Raw genomic sequence first — 25,888 nt, forward strand, 5'->3', positions numbered from 1 at the left:
TCAATTGGGACTGCAAAGATACTAACTTTATTTTAACTCGCAAATTTTATTTGATAAAAAATGCAAAGCTTTTTTTCGTTCCTCTCTTCTTGAAGCAATATCGTCTCTGCCTATCTAAAAGCTCTTCTGCGCTACTGATATACTCTCGTTTTCAGTGGGGCAAAGATAACAACTTTATTCAACGCAAAACAAACTTATTTAACATAAATTTCATCTTAAATTCATATTCAACCCTAAACAACTGGTTTAAAGGGAGAAAAATATTAAACATCTGTTTGAGGGAGGGCTGTGGGGGGAATTAAAGTTTTTAAGTTTGGGCTAAAGCCTATGAGGTGTGATTTTTTGTAAACGGGCTAAAGACCGTTTCTAGTGAATATCTTGTGGATGGGCTTATGGGTGGTGTATATTTTATTTAACCACAGAGGCATGGATGGCGCAGATTAGGATAGCTGATATATTAATATTATATAGAGGTATATAATAGGAATGGAAAAATATGGATGGTATAGATATAATAGCTTTGATTCATGATGACCCAAAATAACTCTACATATATATAGATAAGTGAAATTAGAAATAAATACTGAGAGCTCTACGGGAAGACAAAGATTAAAGGATGCATACATTGAAATTGACCTCAAATTATTAATTATACCCATCATTCATTACCGGTACTTCTCCCCTAGCCCCGATAGAAACGGTTACCCCACAGCATACGTTGGAAAGCGTTAGGGCTTGGCGGTTGGATTGCATGGTGCGAGGAGTATGAGTGAAGAGCGGGAGATAGCTCCTAAATAATTTAAGATCATGAGAAAAACATGATTTTATAAAGGATGGCTAAATATTGAAAAATAATAATTAAAGAATTATTTTTAAGATGGGATAGCAAGTGTAATATCAGAAGAAACGCTTGACTAATACTTTATATACATAGTATCCGATGAGACAGCCCACAGTGTCTGCAACAATGTCTAAGGATTCCATAGATCTGCCCAGTCCCATTTCTTCCTGTAGAATCTCGGTAAGAAAGGCGTATATGAGGATGATCTGGAAAAAGTATGAGAATTTTATTTTTGGGAATGCGGCAATGAAAGAAAATCCTAAAGCGGCAAATATACTTACATGCAAAACCTTATCAATACCGTTGAACATAAACCAATACTCATGGTTTTCTTCCCCCGGCTTGAGGAGCATATAAGTAAGAAATGCCCAATAAATGGGCAATATCTTACTAAATATTTTTGAAATCTTATCCAATGATAGCCTGATAATCTTCAGCAGAAAGTAATTCAGACTGATCTGCACCGTCAGCAAGTTCTAATTTGATGATCCATCCGTTTCCATAAGGATCTGTATTTAACAGCTCAGGCTGGTCTTCTAATTCTGAATTGAATTCGATAACTTTTCCTGAGATAGGTAAGAATAAATCTGAAACAGTTTTTACTGCTTCTACACTTCCGAAAACGTCTCCGCCATTAAGATCATCGTCTACAGTATCTACATCTACGTATACGATATCTCCAAGTTCTCCCTGAGCAAAGTCTGTAATACCAATTGTAGCTACATTCCCCTCAATCTTGATCCATTCGTGATCTTTAGTGTACTTTAATTCTGATGGTGTGTTCATTTTTAAATTTTTATTTTGTACAAATGTATTCAAAATTCTACTAGCTTCAAATATTGGATATAAAAAAAGTCCTTCAAAACTGAAGGACTTTTAATTTTATGCTATTTCTAGAATCCGCCGCCGGAATCTCCGAATGTAAATGTAGCGGAAATACCTGCTCGGATCGTGGACAGCGGGAATGCTGTTGAGATCTTGTACTTGGAAGTCATCTGTTCGTAGAAAACTCTCAGGTTCAGGTTTTCAGAAACATTATAGTCTGCAGAAAGCTTGATATTCATTAATCTCTGCCCTCCTGTTACCTGTGCATCATTCAACAGGATGTTCATAATGGAGGTTTTGCTGTCTCTTAATGAAATATCTCCTCTGATGTTAAGATCGCTTCCCTTTCCTCTTGTTCCTCGTCCTCTGATATTAGCTGTTCCTAATCTGAAGTTTCTGATGATGTATCCAAGTCTTACTACATATTCTGAATTGGAATCTTCAGTAAGGGTATGGTTTACTAATCCCAATACCATCATTCTGTTTTTATTGTACTGGATTCCAAACTGCATATTATTTCTCATCGTAACATCTATCCCTAAAAGCGGCGAGAATGATTCTACATAACCCACTTGAGCAAAGGTATATGGATTAATTTTATCTCCTCCGTTTTTATCAATAACGCCCGCATCGTCTACAGTCTGATAGAAACCGTTCGGATTGCTATGATAGTCAATGTTTCTTTGAATTCCTGTAGCAGTATAAGTGGAAGTATACACATGTGAAATGTCAAATTTTGTAAACTGTCCGCTGATCATTGGAATATTCTTCAATCCTGAATACGTAATTCTCCAGTTTGGCAATGGCATTCCTGATTTTTTAGGATTACCCATCGGTGACATAGATCTACCTTCAAGCGCTGCTCTAAATGCAGGAATCAATACATAAGAATTGGCAATACTGTAATGTTTCGCAAATCCATCATTTCCTACTTCTGCGTTAGGTCCTGCCAACTGTAATGACATTATTCTTGCATTATCCCTGATTGCCTGATAAATTGCCTGTCCATCTTTAAATGATGAATTAAGAAGTACCGTAGAATTGGAATACGTTGTCATATCCGTAGCGAATGTAAATTCCGGATCAGGAACTCCTCCATTGGTATAATTGAATCCTGTATGAGAGAAATTACTGTTATAATTATGCAATACGTTAAAATCAATTCTTAAGTCATTCATTGGCATCATCTGTAGATTCGCTCTGAATTCTTTAGTAGACGTTCTTACATATGGGTCTGTCATAAACTCTGAGTTACTTACCCAGCCTCTTTCCATTACCGTTCTTCTGATATCAGCCTGAGATCCGAAAAGGAATCCGATTGTAGGACCTCCTAATGTCTGCCCTGAACCATACCAGTTAGGCGCTGACAATAATCCAGGAAGTACAGTACCGTTATTTTCCGTATAGCTGAAATCCAATTGCTTGAATGAAGTCAGGAAGAATGCTGCACTTTGAAGAACAGTAAGCTTATTCTTAAATTTATAGCTCTTGTATCTGTATCTGTTTTTTTCCCATTGCTTCGTATAAACAGTATTAAGGGAATCCATTTCCTGCTTACGTTTCTGTAGTTTGGTACTTATATTTTTAAAGTATTTAAACTGTCCGAAGAATTTAGGAATATCCGCTGTACCTCTTGCTTCTAAAACACTTGTATTCTGCCCAATGGAACCTAAGCTTTCTACTTTATTGTTATTTGGATTTACCATACCATATAAAGCAGTACTTCGTGCGTTCCAATTGTATGTAAATGCATATCCTAATTCCGCTTCAAGGAAGTCCATATAAGGAAGGTATTGGAATGGTAGTTTATAGCTTAATTGTGCTTTATGATTATACAATACCGGTCGCCCTGCTCTGAATACATTTCCGAAAATAGACTTGTTATCCATTCCGTTTACATCAATGTTATCATTAAGGGTTCTGGTTGCTGAGCTGATCTCTAGTTTCAATGATTTTGTAAAATTAAATCCTAAACCATACTGCCATCCGAAGTAGAAGTTTCTGTTTCTGATCGCTTCCATATCTCCGCTTACATTTCCTCCTAAAACAGCTTCAATATTTCTGAATTCAAGTTCGTTGTAATTTCTATCAATCTCAGTTCGGAAAGAAATTCTTGTAGGGATAGGATTAATATTAAATTCCTTCACCCATCTCAGATACTTGGTTGATTTTGCAGTATCACTGATCATTTTATTAAATGGTTTTACTGACCAAGGTGTGAAGTTATAATTATAGTCAATATATCCTCTCAGATATTGTCTATAGTTTCTCTTTGTATAAATATCTCTGAAGTAGTCATCGTTATATACTGCAGTTACCGAAACGTTTTCAATATCATAAAACTTATTCTTTCTGTTTTGGTTTACCTTCTCTTTACGCATATTCACAACTCCGATACTTCTTTGTTGTGTATATGTTCTAGCTACCTTTTTCAGTTGTTCTCTGTTTGGAGCTTTGCTGAATTCCACATCGGTATCTAAAGGATTGTACTTCGGATCTTCGATTGTTTGGGAATAAGAATAGTTTAATGGTATTTTAAGTCCTGTCTTTTCCGGAAGAAGCTTATCTACATTCACCGCAGTATTAATACTGAATGCTGATTGTGTAGACTGGTTTCTTTCTGCCGGTTTTGAATCAATATTTCCAAATCCTACTGAAGTATAAGATGCACTGGTATTTACCGTTGCAAAGTCTCCTAGATTGAAGTTTAAGCTTGCATTCGCTGCATACCCTCCATCATTATCAATATCAGAAAGACGGATTTCGTTTACCCAAAGTACTCTACTGATAGCGGTTGTCGGCAATCCTCTCGTGATACCGTTTTTAACCCCTATCATAATGGTTGTAATATTTCCTAAACTTGGGCGTCCTTTGACGTAGATTCTTTTTAAATGATCCCCTGGTTCAAAAACAGGATCCAAAAATCTTTTTGCAATATCATTTGGATATGCTTTATCTCTTCTGATTTTAGCGTCAACAAAATTCTGAATATCAAGATTCACTTCATTTTCCATTGGCCATATTTCCATTGGAGCAGTAGCATTTATTGAAGTTAAGTTCAAAGATGCTTCATATTCATAATAGTTATCTGTAGCATCACTACCAAAACGAATAAAGAATTTAGTATTGGCATCAAATCCTTCTTTTCCTCTCAATGCATCATGAGCATGTACAAAAAGTTTAAGCTTCTTATATCTTCTCATATCCAAAGTTGTATTCTTAAATACTCCTTTAGACTTACCAGAAGCAAGCTCGTTAATCTTCATATATAATGAAGCTTCATTCTGTCTTTGTGCTCCGGCATTTCCACTTAAAACCTGTCTGTCAATCCCAGGAGGCAATACATATGGAGGTCTGTTAAGTGCATTCTCTTCAATATTGACACTCCCTACTTCAAGCTGATTGATTTCATTATCTTCAATTACTCCTTCATTTGGAGCTGGGTCTATAGGTGCATCTGAATAAGTAGCAAGAGTATTGGTATATTTTCTCCAGTCTGATCTTACAAGATCCATCGTACCAAATCTCAACGTAGATGTATTCTCAAATCCTGCTAACATTAATCTTGCAAATCTTACATTATTAAGTACGTTTGGTTTGTGAGTTCCTTCCTGAGTATCATATTGAGAAACCGGTATTCTGAATAAGAACCATTTCACATCTGATGACTGACCATTCTGGAAATCTGCTTTTACAGTTTTTACGTCTACGATATTGTTTGTTCCCAGCGCAAGACTTGCCTGGTCTAATTTTACTACATATTGGTTATAGTTTTCAACCTGATCAAGATTATAGTCTCTGTTGATATCTTCTGCATCCGGAGATTGTGAAGATACATTCAGTGAATTTGCTTCTGAGTTTCCATCCGGGTTTCTGAAATATTTGTATCTCTGAACCAATGAAGCAGCCTGGCTTCCTGTAAATTTATCTGACAAATAGAATACAAAGTCATCCACAGCAGGGTCTACAATATTGGTTACCGGATTCACAAATGTATTTCCGAATCTCATTGCTTCCTGATCTGAGCTTAACCCGTCATATCCAACATCCTGAGTTTTTCTTTCTTCTCCTTCAGTAGAGAACGCATATAAAATTGGAGGTTGTTTTGGCTGTATCCCCCAATTTGAATTGGTAGTGGAAGATGGTGTTGACGGAGTAGGAAGTCCGTTTTCGTACAACATTTTTCCATCTTTAAGAATATCTTCAGAAACGTTTCCTAAGTGTAATAAAAGTCTTGCATTTGTACCCAACTGATTTCCATCGGCGTAAGGGTCCATCATCCAGAATTCTACATATTCAATATTTGAACTGATAAAGTTCGGAACGCTGATTGGTCTCATAATCCCCGCCCATCTGCTTTGTGCTGTTTCAGTTCCAGGGTTTACGTTGTATGGTCCTTTTTCACCAGGATAGTAAGAAATATCGAATGTATTGGTATAGGTCTGCTCTCCTGCTACAAAGTCTCTGTTATTATAAATCTCAGAATATTGTACTCTTCTTGAAGCGTGATTTGATACGGATTGTTGCGTAATCCCTGTAGGTGCTTTTCCTCCAATACCCCAAAATCTCGGATCAATATTATACCATGATAACAATCCTCTTCCATAGCCACTTGTCAAGTCATCGCTCGTTGGTGGAATATTAAACGGGGCTATCGAATTTTTTTCCGGTCTTGATGCTAAGCTCCATGCTCCAGGTTCCTTTAAAGAGATTTTAGAAGTTGTCTGTTCAAAATCGTCAATATAAGACTGGCTGTTGGTCGCTTTATTCAAGCCTGGGATAAGGTAAGCTCCCTCCATTCTGAAATTAATATTGGAAGGTGCCTCAGTTTTTACTAATGGAAGTTTATCTGTAAGTCTGGTCAGGAATGGTGCCTGATTGTTATACATCAAATTGATACCTGCCATCGTATTATTCACAGCTTCCTGTCCGAAGTTTACTTTCTGGGTAAGCGGTGATTCTGAATAGTTGACAACTGTACCTCCTAATATAAAGTTCTCATTGAATCTTCTTTCTAAATTTAATCCTAAGAATCTTTTTCTTTGGGTATTAAATGTCAACTGGTTTTCCAATGAAATATTAATAGCCTGCCCCGATTGTTTTACGTTTTCATTAATGATCGTAACGGTTCCAAGCATATAATCTACGGTATAGTCTACCCCTTCGGCAAGCTGTACTCCATTTGCGGAAACTTTTACAGATCCCTGAGGAACGTTTACTGCTCCCAGGGAAATACCTTGTCCCTGCACTCCCTTGTATCTACCTTCGATGGTATAACGTTGAGGAACCTGAGATTGTTGACCTGCTGAAGGTTTTATCTGATCGTAAATATCATGAAAAACATATTGAGGATCATTAGTTCCTAATACCTGCTGCATATAATCTCCGAACGGCTGTACTTTGGTAAAGATAATCCTACCGGTTTCCGGTCTGATTGTCACTCCATTCACAAAGTCAAAAATTCCATCTCCTTTGGTGCCGTCTTTATTATTTTGAATATCTCCATTCATATTCAGACGATCCCAATTCAATAGTTTCAATAAGTTGATATCCTTTACAGGTGTATCCGGAAGATAATTTACTTTACCTCCGGTCTTTTGATCCCTGTAATATATATTAAGCATGAAATTATCGGGAGATACTTGTCCTGCATCAAGGGAATAAATATTCTTCATCATCAGATCCCACGTTGGAGAGCTGGTATCTGTAGTGGTATTTGATCTCAAGATTTTAGTAATCAGAACAGGACTTTCTTCAGAGAATTCCCCTACTTTATATACTTTATTACTTCCGTTAACTGTATATGAATATGATACAGCCAAAAGTTGATTGTCATTTAATTTTTGATTCAAAGAGATATACCCTAACTGTGGTTGGAATGTATATTCATTGGAGTTCAGCCTTCTTGCTTTAGTATTAAAAGTATAATGTTCACCATTTATATAAGGCTCCGGAGTTCCGGGAAATATTTTCCCCTGAAATGCTGTGCTATAATCCTTACCTGATTCTCTGGTTCCCGCTGCACCTGAAATAGCATCATATAATCCGTTTAGAGAGTTGTCTGGTGATGAACCTCCGTTTTCACCAAGATCTCTGATCCCAATCACACTCTTTTGATACGCAAGATTACTATTTCCCTGATCCAATACCCAAACTTCTAATCTTGTAATATTGATTGTTGAGTTGATTTGTGGATAATTAAGTAAAGCATTATCATATTTATTGAGGAAGTAATGTCCTAAAAAGTAGTGCTGGTTCTCTTCATAATCAATGGCATTGACTTTAAAATTATTCATCACACCACCACCTTGTACAACAATATTTCTGGCTTCACCCTGCTGCTGGGAAAGGACAACTGTTCCAAAGGTTTTTCCTAACTGGAATTCAGTCTTAACCCCGAATAACGATTGTGATCCACGGATTAAACTTGTTGAAAGTGGCATATTTACGTTACCGAATTCAACTCTTTTAATGATTTTATCTTCTCCTCCTTCGTTGGGCTTATCGACATTTCCAAGCCCTTTGCTTTGAAGGTCTTTCCAGCTTCCTTTTGCCTGCCAAACGAGATTCATTCTGTTTTCAAAAGCAAAACCACTCTGGGTGTCATAATTAGCTTTTAACTGAAGGTTTTCTCCTACTTTCCCCAATAATCCCAACTGAATTCTCTGGTCTATATCAAAAGTAAAGCTGGTCCTGTTCTGTGGCAGGATCAGCGGGTTATCTATTTTCTGGTAAAGTCCTCCGAAATCAATGGATGCGTATCCTGAAGGTATGATCTCTATTTTATTTCCACCGAATATGGTTTCAAATAGTTTGTTATTGATCATTAATGAAGGGATGAGTCCTTTCTTTCTGGCATCAGTTTTGTCTTTTCTAAAAAGGAGATTATATTTATCAGACTTCTCCTTATAATACGCTTTTGTCTGGGTAGCGAGCATATATTCTTTATACTCTTCCGGGGACATGGCTGTAGGAGGACCTGTAATCGTATTTCCTATTTTGGGATATACATAGTACATCCCGGTTTTGATATCGTAGTAGGCTTCATACCTCGTGGGGTCTGCCACCTCGTATTGTTTTCTTATGATCGCTGTGTCTTTGGTCTGCTGCGCAAAAGCACTTACAGACATACACAGGAACGATAGGAACAAAAATATCTTAAAATGCTTATTATTCGCCACCAAATGTTAAATGTTTTTTAAAATTTGTTTAACCAATTCTTCAACCGAGACGCTTGGATTTTGTTTTAAAATTTTATCAGCAATCTTCTCGCTTGTTCGTTTAGGAATTCCTAAAACTTCTAATGCAGATAACGATTCTTCCTTGATTTTATTATCCACTGCGGATGAAATACTCTCAGCAGGACCACTGAATTTCTGGACTTTATCTTTAAGATCAACAATAATTCTTTCGGCTGTTTTGGCTCCGATTCCTTTTGCTTTCTGTATCAGCGCACTATTCCCAGAAAGTATGCCGGCAGCAATTTCATCAAGGCTTAGTGTAGACAACAGAATAAGTGCTGAAACAGCCCCTACTCCATTAACACTTATTAACAGATTAAACATTTCTTTTTCTGAACGAGTGTTAAAACCGAACAGAAGGTGAGCATCCTCACGGATTATTTGTTGAATGAATAGAAAAGTTTGTTGATTTAAAACCAGTGTCTGTGAGGTCATTAAGCTGATCCCAACATAGTATCCAACGCCTTGTACATTGATTACCGCATAGGTAGGTGTAAGTTCTTGAACTGTACCTTGTAAAGAAAATATCATTATTAATTTTTGAAACTCCCCAAATATAAAAATTTAACCCCCAAATACAGCATTAAAGGTTAAAATAAATTGTTTTTAGCAGTTAAGGATATTTAATTGCGTCTGATAATTCTATCGGATTGTTGTGTTTTTTAAGGAAAGATTGAAGTTTTTTTGTCATTTCTCTAAAATCAGGTTGAATCTCATTTCCCTTTTCATCTTTAAATTTAGCTTTTACATTTCCCGACTTCATTTCTCTGAACGGATCGTTATAATAATCCATCAATATTTTTTTCAGGTTATTGTAAGAAACTTCAAGAGGTTTCAGATTCATATTTTCCAATTCCATTTTATGGAAAGTTTTTTTGAGACCTGAAAATGTAAATTCATAGGATCCACGATTATCTTTCATATACACAATTAATCCTGGTAGCCCTTTGAAAACATAAGGTCCTTCCTGAACCGGAATATCCTGAGTAAACCAAGCCTCCCAGGTTCTTCCTTTATAGTTAAGTGTTGCTTTTTGGCATTTATAACCATATTTTTCCGCTACATCTTTCTCTATTTTCCAGTCAAATTTTGTAGGAGTTGCCAGTTTATATGAATCTCTGAGTACAAAATAATATCTTGAAACATGATTCTGATCTTTCTTTATAGTAAGGAAATCATGATCACTCACAGCAAAACCATTAAATCCTGTACTTCTTAGTGAATCTACATTATATTGTTTTTCAGTAAGAAACTTTGATCCTCCATCTTGAATGATGAGAACCATTTTCTTAGTAACGTTTTCTGAACTTAGAGAGTCTTCTTTATAAACCAAATTGTAATCTATTCGCATATCCTGTGAGTACAAGCTATGAAAAACAAAAAGGAGTATACTTACTATTAATATTCTATTGTGCATGGTGTCTTAGTTTATTCGTTATTTTCTATTATTCCTTCTATATGATAATACAGATCTTCTTTGTCAAATTCGGGAGGATAAATATACTCATTAATAAAAACGGAAGGTGTAGAAATAATATTATTCATGGAAAACCATTCATTCAAAGAAGTAATCTTGTCTTCATTCTCATTAGAAGGATCTAGCTTTTTATCTTTCCATGGCTTAAGATGCTTATTTTCAAACCAGAAATTGAATGCTTTCATAAACTCTTCAGATCCATCCGATAAAAACAGGTTTTGAAGAATGTATAAAGGTTCATTTTTGTCTTCAACAGGATGCTTTTTAAAAAAAATATTTATTCTGATTTCTTCTTCATAAGCAAAAAGTATCTTATTGATTGTCTCACATATATCTTTGCACATTTCACAGTAAAGGCTTGTAAATATCGTCAATTCCTGTTCACTGCTTTTATTTCCAAGTACAATCACAGGTTCAGGTAATTCTTTCTTTTCCTCCGTATGTAAAGTATTAATAAAAAGGTTATAGTTTCTGGCAACTCTTTTTTTTCTTATCAGCTGATCTTTGATGTTTTCATTTTGTTTTAAATAAGCTCTAATCCTTAGCCATAAAACAAGGATTAACAAATAAAAAACGGCATATAAAACCAAAGGCATAATAGGTATTACATTCATATCACATCAATAAAATATATGTTTGTAAGAGTAAAACAAGGATGATCCCAATACATAGAGGACATATTTTTTTGATCCTGAATATCTGATAAAAGAGTGAATATCCTATGACAGGAAAAATGACAATCAACAAAATTTTCTGTATCATGAGGAAAACTCCATCATTGTGGCTTGCTTGCAGAAGTAATAAGCTGACGATATTCGAAAAGAAATAAACTAAACTGAAATCTCCGAAATTTGAGACAAAATTTTTACTTTTCGTATCGTTGGAGAATGAACAATCTGTATAGTTTCCGGAACAGACTCTGTTTACAATATGATTTTCTATTCCGAATATTTTCCTTAGCGAAAGCACAGACATAAAAAATCCACATAACGATAAAAGCAGATAGATGAAAGAAAACCGATTTATCTGATAGGCTGCAAAAATCAATAAGATCAGAACAAGACCTACAATTACCCATGGAATATGTCTGTTATTACTTGTCTTTTGGGGTATGGAATGTGTTTCATCGATTAAAATGACAATATTATTCCATTTTTTAAGGAAGTCGTTTTCGTCCAGTGTATGTTTTCCGTTGATCAGATAATCTGTATTTGCTTTCTCAACAAAAACTAATTCCGACTGGTTATCTTTAAGCTCAACATATGTTAAAAAGTCATTGGGTAACTCATGTACCTCTGAATTTTCAATTTCTATCGCGTAATTATAGATGAAATTTACATTGAGTGCACTTATTATAGACATCAGACTTGGAAAAGCAGGATGCGACTGAATTTGGGAGGTAAATGTTTTTCTTTCTAAAAGAATATCTTTTTTTTTCAGGTATTTCAAGATATTGTCTATGCTTTCAGCCATACTATTTTACAGATTATTGAAAGTCTACAGCATTTTTGTCCCACAAACTCTGATTAAGATCAAAAAACAAGTTATTGACTTCACGATGAAATTTTTTAAACTGAGGGTCTTTTTCGTCTGGGTTATTCAAATTAATAAACCTTATGACTCCCCCATTACTACACTTTCTATAAATATCAACTACATTAAATTTTCCGGAATCATAGGTATACAAAACGCCATTACCTAAATCTACATCTGGTTTTCTATCATAATCTTGTACTACATTTTCCAAAGAAATATCTTTATAATAAAACCCCAGCATATTATTATAAATGCTCATATTGGTATACATAAACATAAATTGCTCTGCGTAAGCTTTTTTTATATGTGTTTTAAGAATATGATCTATATCTTTTGTTGCAAAGAAGACATACTTTTCATTTACTTTATTAAACTGATAATCGGAATAGGTGATGAACTGTATATTTTCATCAGAAATTTTTAAGTTATGAATACGATTACCCTCCTCATTATTTGATGGAATAGTATGTTTCAGATAATAATAATTTTTACAGCTTTGCATAAAAAAGCTTACACAAAGTACTCCTAACAGCCCTATCAGTTTTCTATTCATTATTTCTAGTTTAATTCAGCATTATATGGGTCATAATTACAGGCAACTGCATAGCCATTATTACTTTTAAAGGGAACCTGAACTACCGTACAACAGAATCTGAATTCACAAGCATTACATGGAGCGATATCTTCTTTTTTAATATTCCACAACTCGGATAACTTCTGAATGGTTCCGGTTTTTATTTTTTCAAATGAATCTGTTATATTTCCGTAGTTATTGGTATCAGTGATATTAAATTTAATTTTCCCCGATTCATCTACAAATATGGTTTTATATAATGAAAGATTATAGTTCCTTGCAATATTATAAGCTGTAGTATTGATTTCAACGGTATTAATATTAAATTTAGGTAAGAACATTCTGGCATCACTTACCGTTATAAAAAGACTCGTCACTTCATTATTTACAAGCGCTTTTTCTTTAGGTGAGTTAAAGATATACAATGTTTTTAAACGATTATTGGTATATAGTTTTTTATCAATTTTCTGGTAAGGAATAGAGAATGATATATTGGTTACTCTTGTATAATCCAAAGCATCCAGGATTGTATTAATTTCTTTCATACAATCTTTACGATCAATATGGATATGTAATCTTTTTACTCCCAATGCACTAATATTCTCTATAACAGTATTAAAATGATCTCTAATAAAATCCGAGAGTATCAGCGTAACAAACTGTATTGTGCATGTATCTTCATTAATACTTTTAACAGCCAGCTTCGGAAAGAACTCTTTATGAGAATAAAAAATAATTTCATTCTTTGCTAAATAATCCAGATACTTTCCAGCCATTTTATCTGCTTCAAATTCATGCAGGACAGAACTGATTTTCTTTTGATCAATATATTCCAAGAAATCTATCATTGTATTGGGTACAAATTCTATTTCTTCTCTCTGAAGATCATAAATAGCACCTCTTTCCTCCCCTTTCACAGGGATACAGCATGAAAATACGTGGATATATTTGTCTTTATTATTCTGTAGATATGTTAATTCCATCTTTATAAATTCTTAAGCAATAGATTTCTGACTGGTGAATATTAGTCTTAGCTAATCTAAACGGGCGGTCTCTTTTTATTTTACTAACCTCCATGGGAGCTATATGAGAGAAAATTACAGGGAGAAGCTCTTTCTTTTTTTCGTATCCCAATTCTTTTAATAATGTTTTTTTCATGTATTCATCGCTTTTAGATGGTTTGCTACTTTATAATGGAGATCATAATTACAAGGTAAGGACGTCATTCTAAACTGTCCTGAAGGATTTACTTCCAAAAAATAATAATCACCATCTTTTCCTTTTATAATATCCAGTGACCCTGTATCAAGTCCGAGATTCTTCATCAGACTACAGATCTTTTCATCAATTTCTTCAGGTAATTCATAAGGAATCATCCTATTGGGTTTACTATAATTATAATGTCTATAATCTACACCTGTCTGTGCATCTCTCTGAGAAAAGATAGCCATTGGGTAGTTTTTTCCATTCAGATGGAAAATTCTAAGTTCATATTCTTTTTCTATTTTCTCCTGAAACAAACTTGGGAAAAAGCCTTTATAACGGGACATTGTTTTTGGCTTCACTTCCTTTGTTAAAAAGAAAAATATTTCATCTTTAACATTCACCACTGTTCCGTCTTTTATTGATTTGGTGATATATGATTCTTTGAGGTCCAGAGAATCAGCAGTATTAGTTATTGTCGTTTTGGGAATGCTTAATCCTAGCTTTTGAGAAGCGATCAGAGTACTGATTTTATTTATTTTTTTAATATTTGAATAATGATTAAGCCATTTTTTATCTTTTAAAAAATCAAAAAAAAGATCTAACGTCGTCGTATATTCCAATTTCAGGTATTCCAGCATCTCGATATTAGTTTCCCCTTGCAAATAGGGTTTGAATTTATCAAAAAATCCAAATTTTCTGAACCAAACACATTTAACAGATGACAGGTCTGTTTTTTCAAAGTAAATACTTTCTACAAATAATTTAGGTTCCGGTGACAGCTCATAATGCATCTTTATATTTCCGTTAAACAAATCAAGATCATTTATTCTTAAGCACTTTTCACCTAAAGCAGCCAAATGTTCCATAACGATGTTTGTATCATCATCATTTGGGGTTGATAAAATCAGAATCATATATTATAAATTACCGAATACTATACATTAGATAAAGGAAGACTCTTTAAAATATAAAGAGTCTTCAGTTTTTTTTAGATCAGAAGGGATAACTAGTCACATCCATCATTAGTACCGCCTCCACCTTTTGTAATGGTAAGCGTTTCCAATACATGCGGATCATCCATAGAGCCTGTACCTCCACATGGTCCAGCTAATCCTGCACCACCTCCTATTGCTTTTCCAGCCATAATGCTTTTCATGTTTCCTAATTTTTTCCCCTTAAGGTTTTCTAATTTTTTCATGCGTTAAATTTTTAATTTGATTTTTTTTGTCATTATTGACATCAATGAAGATACAAACAAAAAAATCACCCATAAAAGAAATAATATGCATTTTTCCTGTATTTTTCTTGCAAATAATTCATAAAATCTGCACATTTGTAAAAAACATCAAGAAATGAAGGCGTATGAAAAGTTAAAAAACCTTAGAAGGCAAAAGGGTTTATCCCAGTTACAAATGGGAAAGATTATAGGTACAGATGCATCTAATTACTCAAGAAAAGAACGTGGAGAAGTGAAAATCTACGAGGATGAATGGGAAAAACTGGCAAAAGTTCTGGGAGTCTCTTCGGAAAGTATTAAAAATAACGAATTAAAACATTCTCAGCGATTGGAAAATGGTATTCAAGACAGTAATATCGCTTATTCAAAGATTCCCAACTTTATATTGGAAACTCAACATAAGTACATCGAAAGATTAGAAAGAGAAAACAAAAAACTTATAGAAGAAAATAATAAACTAAAAAACGCGGGAATAAATTAGTACTCTCTATTCAATAAAAAAAGCATCTTTTACAAGATGCTTTTTCATTATTATATTAATAATCTTATGCTTTTTTCTCTCTTCTCTGAGCGTCAAGAACAGCAATCGTTGCAAGATTTACGATCTCATCTACGCTTGAACGCATCTGAAGAACGTGTACCGGTTGTTTTAATCCCATAAGAATTGGACCGATAACCTGTGCTACCTTCATTCCTCTAAGAATTTTGTAAGATAAGTTTGCGCTTTCAAGATTCGGGAAGATGAATGTGTTTGCCGGAGTTGTTCCTAATTTTGAGAAAGGATAATCACTTAAATGATCTGCATTCATTGCAAAATCCGGTTGAATTTCACCATCTACGATCATTTTAGGATATTTCTCGTGAAGGATACCCACTGCTTTTGCTACTTTTTTAGAAGTTTCAGAAATCGCAGCAAAGTTTTCAAATCCAAGCATTGCAATTCTAGGTTCAATAGCAAAAGATTTTACTGTAAATTCTGCCATTTTAGCGATATTCACAAGATCTTCAGCTGTAGGATTTTGGTTGATAGATGTATCTGCAAAGAAAATAGGTTTCTTTTCAGAAAGGATCATCATCATTGCGGCTACTTTATCTACGCCTTTATCTTTTTCAATCACTTCTAAAACAGGACGTAATACAGAAGTATAGTTTTTAGAGAATCCTACAATAAGACCATCAGTATCTCCATGCTTCAGCATTAAAGGTCCGAAATAATCTCTCTGGCGAACATATCTTTTCGCTTTGTATTCGTTCATTCCTTTTCTCTGGCGAAGTTTCCAAAGAGTTTCTCTGTATTTCTTTCTGTTTTCTTTCTGATCGTCATCACTTGGATCAATGATTGGAATATCAAGGTTGATACCGAAACGCTCCATTTGTTCCTTGATGTATTTTTTATCTCCTAAAAGACTTGGGTAAGCAATTCCTTCTTCATAAAGAATTTGTGCTGCCTTCAGTACATTATATTCTTCAGCATTTCCAAGGGTGATTCTCTTCGGATTGGATTTTGCACGGCTCTGCATCATTCTTACCAATCTTTCGTCTCTTCCCATTCTGTCTAGAAGCTGGTGTTCGTATTCTTCAAAATCAGAAATAGTTTTTCTTGCCACACCACTTTCAATAGCCGCTTTTGCTACAGCACTCGATACTTTTGTGATCAATCTGTTGTCAAATGGCTTTGGAATAAAATATTCTCTTCCGAATTGTAAATTCTGAACATTGTAAGCTAAAATTACAGCTTCCGGCACCGGTTCTTTTGCTAAATCTGCAATAGCATGTACTGCAGCAAGTTTCATTTCTTCATTGATTCCTGTTGCCTGAACATCTAATGCTCCACGGAAAATGTAAGGGAATCCTAATACGTTGTTCACCTGATTAGGAAAATCACTTCTACCTGTTGCCATGATTACATCTTTACGTGTTGAAAGCGCAAGGTCATAAGCAATTTCAGGATCAGGGTTTGCTAAAGCAAATACAATAGGATTCTCACCCATGCTTAACAACATCTCAGGAGTCATTACGTTTCCTTTAGATAATCCAACGAAAACATCAGAACCTTTTACAGCATCTTCCAATGTTTCAATATCTGTCTGAGCGATAAAATCTAATTTCTCAGGAGTAAGGTTTTCTCTCTTATGATTGATCACTCCTTTACTGTCACACATCAGGACGTTTTCTTTTTTCAATCCTAATGAGATATAAAGTTTGGTACAAGCAATCGCAGCTGCTCCAGCTCCGTTCACGACCATTTTTACTTTATCAATATCTTTATTAGCGATCTGCAATGAGTTGATCAAAGCAGCAGCAGAAATAATTGCCGTTCCGTGCTGATCATCGTGCATCAAAGGAATATTTAATTCTTCCTTCAATCTTTGTTCTATATAAAAAGCTTCAGGAGCTTTGATATCTTCAAGGTTAATTCCTCCGAATGTAGGAGCGATACCTTTTACAATTTCAATAAATTTGTCCGGATCCTTTTCATCAATTTCGATATCAAATACGTTGATATCAGCAAAGATCTTGAATAAAAGACCTTTTCCTTCCATTACCGGTTTTGAAGCTTCTGCTCCGATGTCACCTAAACCAAGTACTGCTGTACCGTTTGAGATTACAGCTACCAGATTTCCTTTCCCTGTATAATCGTATACTGTTTCAGGCTTATCGTGGATTTCCATACAAGGAACAGCAACTCCGGGAGAGTATGCCAATGACAAATCTCTTTGAGAAGAGTGCGGTTTGGATGGTATAACTTCTATTTTTCCTTTAGGTTCTGCTTTATGATAATCTAACGCGGCCTGACTAAAATTCTTTTCGTCGCGATTGTTGTTACTTGACATAGGTTTTATTTTTTGTTAGAGTATATATTTAATGTGGTAATCTACTAAGCTTTCAATTGGTTTCTGTACTACATGTCCCACATTTAAATTAAATTCTGTTGCTACAGAACGTAGAATATTTTCATAATAATAAGCAATAGAGCCAATGAAATTGATCTCGGCGTCTTTTGCTTCATGATAAGGTAGAACCTGATATTCAAAGAAACTTTTCATTTCTTCGAAAACCATGTCCTTAAAATAAGGGTGATCTTTTCTTTCAATCACAAATTTGGTAAAATCTGCCAGATAGGCGTTTGGTCTTGGTTTGTGATACATATTTTTCAATGTATCTTCTACGGTAAGTTTATATTCTGCTTCAAATTCAGCATGAAGGTCTGAAGGCAGTTTTTTCATAAAATACCTACGCACCAGCTGTTTTCCGATTGCACTTCCACTTCCTTCATCACCGATAAGGAATCCAAGAGATGGTAATTCAATTTTCAGGTTTTCTCCATCGAAATAACAAGAGTTTGATCCTGTTCCCAAAATACATACAATAGCAGGTTTCCCGCTATATGCAGCATATGCGGCAGCCATCAAATCTTCTTTTACGATGATTTCAGCTTTACTGAATACCTTAATAAGTTCTTCTTGTATCGTTTCGCAGTTTTTTTTCACACCACATCCTGAACCATAGAAAAATACTTTGGTAATTGAATTTTTGACCAACATCAGGTTGCTGTTCTTCTGAATTTCAGGAGCGATAAGTTCTCTGTTGATAAAGTTCGGATTGAAACCGATAGTTTCTGTTTTTAAGAATACTTTCTTAAAGTCATCAAGTATTACCCAATCCGATTTCGTAGAACCACTATCTACAATAGCAACCATATTTTAGATTTTAATTTAAGGGTGCTAAATTATGAATTTATCTTCAATTAGCGTTTAAAAACAACCTGGAAGCTGTCTAAAATCATTAATGTTTAATCTTTGCTTTTTTTTCATTGAACTGAATAAGCCAGTCTTCTATTTCGTCTTCCAGATAGGAAGCCTGTAATACCATGGCATTGATAAAGTCATCGGGAACGGGTTCCCCTGTAGAGTTCTCAAGATTCCAAAGTTCATTAGACATATTTTCATATTCAGAATACACTCGTTTGAAGCGGGAGTTTTCTTTCTCAAGAGCTTCAATATTTTTCTGTTGAAGCTGGAATTTTCTGTATTTGTTTTGACGTTTCATACAAATATTGTTATCAATTAGGACATAAAATTTAGGAGTCGTATGCTTCCAATCGCGCATTACAAGATAGAAAAAACCATTAACACAAGGATTTGAAAATGAATTTATTATCAGGTTATTGTAACATCATTCTGCTTATTAAAATTAGAAATAATTTTTATTTAAAAAAATATTTTAACAACTTTTTTCAGTGTTTAACATATAGTTATAAATTTGCATATTCATATAATGAGATACCACAATTATTAATAGATGTAAACTATTATTAATACATGGAACATTGCAAAGCAGCTGTTGCTGTACTTATAACACGTTCTAAGGTTCAGTATTATATGACATATATTTATATCAATTAAATGAAAGAAATACTCATACGCCAAAAACAAGTTTTGTTCTTCATTATTGCCGGAGGACTAAGTGCTATTGTTGAAATTGGCAGTTTCAAAATATTCAGCACTTATTTACCACACTTCCTTGCTAAAGAAACTAACTTTCATGGGGTACATTATCCTTTAAGCAATATATTCTCCACCTGTTGCGGAATCATCACGAATTATTTTCTGAGCATCTGGTTCGTATTTGAAAGAGGAAAGCATTCCAAGAAAAAGGAATTTGCTTATTTTATGGCTGTTTCCTTCTTTTCGACATTGTTAAGCCTTGGGTTTTTCCAGATATTCTACAGTTTTATATTTAAAGATAATATCAATTTAATTTTTTATACCTTGAGTCCGGAAATGATCAGTAAGATTGCAGCAATTTTATTGGTTTCCATTCTTAATTATTCGGTAAAAAAGAAAGTAATTTTTAACGGTTAAGCTGTGACAAAAATTTTAAATTATCTCTGGAGATTTTGGCTGTTGTTATTAGCATTTGTTTTAACGACTACTATTGGAATCCCTGTTTATCTTTTATCTTTTAATAAAAAACATTACAAATATTCCTACAAGTTTATCCGCTTGTGGTGTTTTGGAATGTTTTACGGGATGGGTTTCCGATATGAGCTTATTAAACTTTCTGAGCAGGAAAAAGACAGAAATAAAGAATATGTTTTCATATCGAACCATACTTCGATCATGGATATCATGCTTACCTGCATTCTTTTTCCGCACCATCCGATTTGTTTTGTAGGAAAAAAAGAACTTGTAAAGATCCCTATCTTCGGAACTATTTACAAAAGAGTCTGCGTCATGGTAGACCGATCCAGCGCAAAAAGCCGTGCTGACGTGTACCGAAGATGTGCTGAAAAGATGGAGGAAGGTAACAGCATTGCTATTTTCCCTGAAGGTGGTGTTCCCGATGATACGTCTGTCATTCTCGATAATTTTAAAGACGGAGCGTTTATGCTGTCTTCAAAACACAACTCTCCTATTGCAGTTTATACTTTTATAGGGCTTAAGGAAATGTTTCCTTTTGAAAACTCCAAGGGCTATCCCGGAAGAGTAAAAGTCTATTTCAATGGAATTATAGAGCCTACTGATTCTCCAAAAGACTCTAAAGAAGAGGCTTATCAAGTAATTAAAAAAACCTTGACAGAACACTCTATTTAAAAGAAATAGCTATATTTGTTTGCGAAATTTTCAATAAAATATGTCAAAAACCAACCAGCCGACTAATTACCCGGCGCTGTACACACTTGTACTTGTATTTTTTTTCTGGGGTTTTATTGCTGCCGGCAATAGTATTTTCATCCCTTTCTGTAAAAACTATTTTTCTCTTGACCAGTTTCAGTCTCAGCTAATAGATTTTGCTTTTTATACTGCTTATTTTTTGGGAGCGTTACTGCTTTTCATATTCAGTACTATAAAAGGAATTGATATTATCGGTAAATGGGGATACAAAAAGAGTATTGTTTACGGGCTTCTGTTATCCGCCTTTGGGGCAGCCATTATGATTATTGCGGTGAAAAGCAATGTATATTATGGAATGCTTATCGGGCTTTTTGTGGTAGCATTAGGTTTTTCTATTCAGCAGACCGCTGCGAATCCGTTTGCCGTTCTTCTGGGAGATCCTAAAACCGGAGCAAGCAGACAAAACCTTGCAGGTGGAATCAACTCTTTTGGAACATCCATCGGTCCTATTATCGTAGGATTGGCACTTTTCGGGACTACTGCTACAGTAGATGATGATCAGATCAAACACCTTGCTCTTGATAAGGTAATTTTACTTTATACGGCTGTAGGTGCTCTTTTCTTAATTGCTGCCGGGATCTTCTACTTTTCAAAGAAACTTCCTGATGGTATTTCTACTGAGCCTATGGAAAAAGCTGGTAAAGCAAGAAAGACACTGATTGCAATGACAATTCTTGTGATCCTTTTCTTTATTCCTGTATTCAGCAGCTACAATTCTGAGGAAGCAAAGAATATCGAGACGCTAAGCCAGCAGATAACTACATTGGAAAGCAATGTAGAGAAAGAAACAAATACTGCTACAATTGATTCTTATAAAGCACAAATTGTAAAAACAAAATCAGATCTGGAAGCCATCAAGCATCCATTGGAGAAAAAGAGAATGATGTACCTGGGTGGTGCATTACTTGTTGTTATTATCTCTCTTTTATTTGCAAACTCAAGTGCTAAGAAAAATGCTGAAGGCTGGGGTGCTATGAAATATCCGCAGCTTGTATTGGGAATGATTGCTATTCTTGCTTATGTAGGGGTAGAAGTTGCTATCGGAAGTAATCTTGGAGAGCTTTTAAGCTTGCCTGAATTCGGAGGGCATCAGTCTTCTGATCTGGCACCTTATATTTCCATGTATTGGGGTAGTTTAATGATCGGAAGATGGACGGGTGCTATTGCTGTTTTTAATTTAACAAAACAACAACAAACTATTGCTACTATTATTGTTCCTTTCATTGCATTCTCTGTGATTATCGGAATCAATACGATTGCTCAGAAAGATATGTCTCATCTGTATTTCTATGCAGTATGTGTAGCTATTCAGGTTTTATTATTCTTAGTGAGTAAGAACAAACCTGCTTTAACATTAATTATTTTTGGATTATTCGGAACTGTTGCAATGATCGTAGGATTGTTGAGCACAGGGAACTTTGCTATTTATGCATTCCTTTCCGGAGGTCTTGCATGTAGTATCATGTGGCCTTCTATTTTTACACTTGCCATCACAGGTTTAGGAAAATACACAGCCCAGGGATCTGCATTCCTTGTTATGATGATCTTAGGTGGAGGTATCATCCCACCACTTCAGGGCAAGCTTTCTGATATTATCGGAATTCACAGTTCGTATATAATTCCTGTATTGTGTTTTGTATACATCACGGTATTTGCATATCTGGCTAAAAAATCTTTATTTAGACAGGGAATTAACGTTGACGTTTTAGAATCCGAAGGTGCTCATTAAGAATATACAACATATATATAAGAAGAAGAGATTTCGGGCAGGTATTTTACTTGCCCAATTTCTTTTATTTTACTGTTTTTCAAAGTCTAAGCACATGATTTCTTTTTTTGAAAGTTTCTTTGATTTTCAAAAAGGTTTTCATCAGATATTGTTCAGCTGGCTTCCATTTTCTGGGGGAGATGTTTTTTATATCCTATTAGGAATTAGCCTTTTATACTGTTTCATTACTTTATTTAAGAAAAAAAAAAGAAACACTTCCCTCGTAAGACTTCTTTTGATCATCAATATCTTTTACTTTACCTATCAGATATTCTGGGGGATGCTATATTTCCAGACTCCGATTATAAAAAAACTCTCGAGCCAGAACGAGCCTGAAATGAATAAAGCTAAAAAACTAGCACTCCAATATCTTGAAAAGTGTAAAGTTTCACGCCAATCTGTAAAGGAAGACAAGAATGGGGTTTTCATCATTACAGACTTAAAATCCATACAGCTGGAAATTTTACAACAACAGGCAAAAATTCCCCGATATATTTCGGACAAAAAAGCAACCCAAATTGCTTCCATTAAGCCTAGTTTATTTAAAAAAGTAATGAATTTTACAGGCATTCTAGGATACTATAATCCATTCACTGCCGAAGCACAATATAACGCTGAATTACCATCTACTTTCATTCCTTTTACTACAGCCCATGAGAGTGCTCATCAGCTTGGTTTTGCAAGAGAACAAGAGGCTAATTTTGTAGGATATCTGATAGGGGTTCACTCTCATCATCCTGATTTGAGATATAGCACCGAATACTTTACTCTAAAAAGTCTTTTAAAATTTATTGTGGATGAAGATCCAGAGTTTGTAAAATCAGTTATCAACAATTATTCTCCTGCAATGAAAAGAGATCGTGCTTATGAAAAGGATTTCATTCTCAGACATCAGGGATGGCTGGATGACTTTTTTGGATTTACCAATAATCTCTTCCTAAAAAGCAATCAACAGGAAGGTTCTGTCACCTATTCTTACTTTATAGATCTCCTTTTAAACTACGAAAAATAGAATAAAAAAAGAATCGTATCAGGCGATACGATTCTAAAAACACAAATGATGAAAAAAAATTTATTACCTTGACTTGTTCCCTCATTCAAGGCGATGTAAAAGTACGACATATTTTATAAATACAAAAACATTTTATTTCTTTTTTAAAACTTTATGAAAACTTTATGATTTTTTAAGTTTTTTTGAGTTTATAGAACAACAATATTAATCTTAATCAAACTTGAGATACAATAATAAAAAATCAATTAAGTTGTACTTAATACGTTAAAAAACTACAGAATCAAAGTTTTGGTTACACATAAAATATTCCAGTTATCCCCTATTTTCAACAGAAGAAAAATTAGAGTTATTCCCTTTAAAAGAAGATATATATCTAAAATTTAAACCCATTAATTTGACTGATCCAAAAGATTATTTGTAGTGTCATTCGCCTGTCGAACTTATATATTTTTATTTCTTTAGAAAAGACTTAGTTTTTAAATAATGAAAATTCTATAACCATTGTTATTATGAATTTTAGATTAAGGGGAAAATAAGGATGTGGACAATACTTCTCTTTTATGAACCAGATCATCATTATGATGAACTTTAAAACTTTAATTTTTAAAAAACATTTCCAATTAAAATTAAATATAAAATATTGAAAATTAAACTAAATACGCCTACTCCACGCTATATCTCACTAATAAAAGAAAAATTTTTTTGTTAATTTAAAACATCTGTGTATTTTAGTTAAAAATATTAATATGATTTTTGACAAACTAATTAACTATCTGAAACTCGATAAGCAGGAGTTTATTTTCCAGTTTAATTCCCATCCGAATTATCCATCTGCGCTGGCATTTAGCGATACTTTGAACTTTATGGGAGTAAAAAATGATGCCTATGAACTTGACAAAGAATACTGGAATGAACTTCCTGAAGAGTTTATTGCAATTGTAGAAAATTCGTTTTCCTTAGTCAAAAAATCAGGAACCAATTACTCAGTCTACTCGGAAAAAGCAAAAACTTTAAACAAAGAAGAGTTATATAACAAGTCTACAAACTTTGTACTTCTATTTGAAAAAACCGAAAATGCAGAAAGTAAAATGGTCTTCAATTTCAAGCCTGTTTTATATGCTATTTTTGCAGTCATTCTTATTTATTCCCTTCTCAACCAAACCATACAGGAAGCTATTTTCAACTTACTTTCACTAGCTGGTGTATATATTTCATTGGAATTATTCAATCAGAAATTCGGAAATACTTCTACAGTGATCGGAAGTATATGTGGTGCTCCTACTGTTACACAGACAGTTAATGCTTGTGATAAAATCATAAAACAAGATAAAACCAGTATTTTAGGTTTAAAGTTTTCTGACTTTTCATTAATCTATTTCACAGGGCTTGCGGTATTAGGGCTGTTTTTACCTGCAACCGCTTATATTGTAAAAGGGTTTACATTTGTTTCCATACTGGCAATTGGATATTCTCTTTACGTTCAGGCTTTTGTAGAGAAGACATTTTGTAAAGTTTGTCTTTTAATCATTTCAATCCTTGTAGGACAATTGGTTATCAGCAGTTTCTTTTTTGAAAATTACTCATTTGCAGTTGGAATACTTCTACTTACTGTTATCTTATGGGCTCTTATTTTTTCAGCAGTAATCTATTTCAATACTTTACTTGAGCAAAAAGAGGAGATTCAAAAGTCAAATGCTAAGAACCTGAGATTTAAAAGAAATTATGAGCTATTCAAAAGTCAATTATTAACAAAAGATAAAATTGATTTTCAGGATACTCAAACTTTCTCAGTAGGAAAAAAAGATACTAAAGTTCGTATTTCCATTGTTTCCAATCCATATTGTGGTTTCTGTAAAGATGCTCATAAAATTGTAGAAAACCTTTTAGAGAAATATCCGGATGACATTTCATTACAAATGAGATTCAATTATATTCCAGAAAGAGCCAATGAAAAATACAATCAGTTGATCTCAGATTTCACTCACATTTACAATAATAAACCTGAAAAAGAATTCCTTCATGCCATAGAAAAATGGTTTGAAACAAAAGACGAAAGCCAGATCAATACTCTTGTAGGAGGAGTTCCTACATCAGAAAATGTAAGCCCTCTGGTAGCAATGTCTATGGAAAACAGCAATGCCGGGCTGAACTTCACTCCTGTATTTATTATCAACGGATATCAGTACCCTGAAAGATACGATCGTGAAGATATTGTATTCTTTGTTGATGAATTAATAGAAGATGAAGACTTTTAGTAAAAAAAAGCTGACAATTCTAAAATTTCACTATCTTAGGAAAAATAAAGCATTAACCAAAAACTATATATTATGAAAAATCTTAAAAAACTTTCAAGAGAGAACTTAAGAACACTAAAAGGTGGTATTACACAGGAATGTGCAAGAATCCAAAGTGAAGCAAGCTACTGCGAGTCCAAAATAAATCCACCTAAGGAAGGAGCTATTAATGCATGTAACAAATGGTGCTACTACTAGC

23 protein-coding genes are annotated in these 25,888 nt (G+C 34.2%); 8 read left to right on the forward strand and 15 right to left on the reverse strand.

The annotated features are described in order from the left end of the window. A partial coding sequence (locus BW983_RS24410) for a hypothetical protein (protein ID WP_228409049.1) occupies positions 1–302 on the forward strand: 302 nt, incomplete at its 5' end. A gap of 595 nt (positions 303–897) precedes the next feature. Here BW983_RS24410 and BW983_RS20415 read toward each other — a convergent pair. The 12 genes from BW983_RS20415 to BW983_RS20470 all read right to left on the reverse strand — a co-directional run bounded on the left by BW983_RS20415 (position 898) and on the right by BW983_RS20470 (position 14,898). After that, positions 898–1,224, reverse strand: coding sequence for a VanZ family protein (locus tag BW983_RS20415; RefSeq protein WP_076553747.1), 327 nt, complete (start codon positions 1,222–1,224; stop codon positions 898–900). A 25-nt stretch (positions 1,225–1,249) separates the two neighbouring features. Continuing rightward, positions 1,250–1,627, reverse strand: a complete 378-nt coding sequence (gene gcvH / locus BW983_RS20420; protein WP_045492676.1) for a glycine cleavage system protein GcvH — start codon at positions 1,625–1,627, stop codon at positions 1,250–1,252. A gap of 107 nt (positions 1,628–1,734) precedes the next feature. Next, positions 1,735–8,847, reverse strand: coding sequence for a T9SS outer membrane translocon Sov/SprA (gene sov / locus BW983_RS20425; RefSeq protein WP_449391870.1), 7,113 nt, complete (start codon positions 8,845–8,847; stop codon positions 1,735–1,737). Between the two features lie 6 nt (positions 8,848–8,853). Next, positions 8,854–9,438 (reverse strand): Holliday junction branch migration protein RuvA, encoded by a 585-nt coding sequence (gene ruvA, locus BW983_RS20430; protein WP_076553655.1) that lies wholly within the window; start codon positions 9,436–9,438, stop codon positions 8,854–8,856. 82 nt (positions 9,439–9,520) lie between these two features. Then, positions 9,521–10,324: a GLPGLI family protein gene (locus tag BW983_RS20435; RefSeq protein ID WP_076553656.1), complete on the reverse strand. Its 804-nt coding sequence runs from the start codon at positions 10,322–10,324 to the stop codon at positions 9,521–9,523. 11 nt (positions 10,325–10,335) lie between these two features. Further along, positions 10,336–10,998: a thioredoxin domain-containing protein gene (locus BW983_RS20440; RefSeq protein ID WP_076553657.1), complete on the reverse strand. Its 663-nt coding sequence runs from the start codon at positions 10,996–10,998 to the stop codon at positions 10,336–10,338. 1 nt (position 10,999) lies between these two features. After that, a complete protein-coding gene (locus BW983_RS20445) occupies positions 11,000–11,857 on the reverse strand; it encodes a vitamin K epoxide reductase family protein (RefSeq protein ID WP_076553658.1) in 858 nt (285 codons plus the stop codon). Between the two features lie 13 nt (positions 11,858–11,870). Continuing rightward, positions 11,871–12,473, reverse strand: coding sequence for a hypothetical protein (locus BW983_RS20450; RefSeq protein ID WP_139329330.1), 603 nt, complete (start codon positions 12,471–12,473; stop codon positions 11,871–11,873). A gap of 5 nt (positions 12,474–12,478) precedes the next feature. Then, positions 12,479–13,477 (reverse strand): hypothetical protein, encoded by a 999-nt coding sequence (locus BW983_RS20455; protein WP_076553660.1) that lies wholly within the window; start codon positions 13,475–13,477, stop codon positions 12,479–12,481. After that, the gene (locus tag BW983_RS20460) at positions 13,452–13,652 is read right to left on the reverse strand and encodes a hypothetical protein (RefSeq protein WP_065393366.1); all 201 of its coding nucleotides are present in this window, start codon (positions 13,650–13,652) and stop codon (positions 13,452–13,454) included. The genes BW983_RS20455 and BW983_RS20460 overlap by 26 nt, the downstream gene beginning before the upstream one ends. Then, positions 13,649–14,614, reverse strand: coding sequence for a grasp-with-spasm system ATP-grasp peptide maturase (gwsG, locus tag BW983_RS20465; protein ID WP_076553661.1), 966 nt, complete (start codon positions 14,612–14,614; stop codon positions 13,649–13,651). Before gwsG ends, BW983_RS20460 begins: the two co-directional genes overlap by 4 nt. 92 nt (positions 14,615–14,706) lie before the next feature. Further along, positions 14,707–14,898: a hypothetical protein gene (locus tag BW983_RS20470; protein ID WP_065393368.1), complete on the reverse strand. Its 192-nt coding sequence runs from the start codon at positions 14,896–14,898 to the stop codon at positions 14,707–14,709. A 154-nt stretch (positions 14,899–15,052) separates the two neighbouring features. On the opposite strand from BW983_RS20470, the gene BW983_RS20475 reads away from it, so the two are divergent. Further along, complete coding sequence (locus tag BW983_RS20475) at positions 15,053–15,418, forward strand: helix-turn-helix domain-containing protein (protein WP_076553662.1); 366 nt, start codon at positions 15,053–15,055, stop codon at positions 15,416–15,418. 64 nt (positions 15,419–15,482) lie between these two features. Here the strand turns inward: BW983_RS20475 and BW983_RS20480 are convergent, their stop codons facing one another. The 3 genes from BW983_RS20480 to BW983_RS20490 all read right to left on the reverse strand — a co-directional run bounded on the left by BW983_RS20480 (position 15,483) and on the right by BW983_RS20490 (position 18,987). Next, positions 15,483–17,771: an NADP-dependent malic enzyme gene (locus BW983_RS20480; protein ID WP_076553663.1), complete on the reverse strand. Its 2,289-nt coding sequence runs from the start codon at positions 17,769–17,771 to the stop codon at positions 15,483–15,485. 15 nt (positions 17,772–17,786) lie between these two features. Then, entirely contained in the window at positions 17,787–18,638 is an 852-nt protein-coding gene (locus BW983_RS20485; protein ID WP_076553664.1) for a BadF/BadG/BcrA/BcrD ATPase family protein, read from the reverse strand. Positions 18,639–18,723: 85 nt separating this feature from the next. Beyond that, complete coding sequence (locus tag BW983_RS20490; protein WP_065393372.1) at positions 18,724–18,987, reverse strand: hypothetical protein; 264 nt, start codon at positions 18,985–18,987, stop codon at positions 18,724–18,726. Between the two features lie 356 nt (positions 18,988–19,343). On the opposite strand from BW983_RS20490, the gene BW983_RS20495 reads away from it, so the two are divergent. The 6 genes from BW983_RS20495 to BW983_RS24630 all read left to right on the forward strand — a co-directional run bounded on the left by BW983_RS20495 (position 19,344) and on the right by BW983_RS24630 (position 25,887). Further along, positions 19,344–19,802 (forward strand): GtrA family protein, encoded by a 459-nt coding sequence (locus tag BW983_RS20495; RefSeq protein WP_076553665.1) that lies wholly within the window; start codon positions 19,344–19,346, stop codon positions 19,800–19,802. 3 nt (positions 19,803–19,805) lie between these two features. After that, the gene (locus tag BW983_RS20500) at positions 19,806–20,534 is read left to right on the forward strand and encodes a lysophospholipid acyltransferase family protein (protein ID WP_084184617.1); all 729 of its coding nucleotides are present in this window, start codon (positions 19,806–19,808) and stop codon (positions 20,532–20,534) included. A gap of 40 nt (positions 20,535–20,574) precedes the next feature. Next, positions 20,575–22,344: an MFS transporter gene (locus BW983_RS20505; protein ID WP_076553666.1), complete on the forward strand. Its 1,770-nt coding sequence runs from the start codon at positions 20,575–20,577 to the stop codon at positions 22,342–22,344. Between the two features lie 94 nt (positions 22,345–22,438). Next, positions 22,439–23,395 (forward strand): DUF3810 domain-containing protein, encoded by a 957-nt coding sequence (locus BW983_RS20510; RefSeq protein WP_084184619.1) that lies wholly within the window; start codon positions 22,439–22,441, stop codon positions 23,393–23,395. 746 nt (positions 23,396–24,141) lie between these two features. After that, positions 24,142–25,650, forward strand: coding sequence for a thioredoxin domain-containing protein (locus BW983_RS20515; RefSeq protein WP_076553667.1), 1,509 nt, complete (start codon positions 24,142–24,144; stop codon positions 25,648–25,650). Positions 25,651–25,722: 72 nt separating this feature from the next. Beyond that, positions 25,723–25,887 carry a bacteriocin-like protein gene (locus tag BW983_RS24630; RefSeq protein ID WP_162926236.1) on the forward strand — a complete coding sequence of 55 codons (165 nt, stop codon included), beginning with the start codon at positions 25,723–25,725 and terminating at the stop codon, positions 25,885–25,887. The last annotated feature ends 1 nt before the right edge of the window (position 25,888 follow it).

The sequence above is a fragment of the Chryseobacterium ureilyticum genome, from assembly GCF_900156735.1.
Lineage (GTDB): Bacteria > Bacteroidota > Bacteroidia > Flavobacteriales > Weeksellaceae > Chryseobacterium > Chryseobacterium ureilyticum.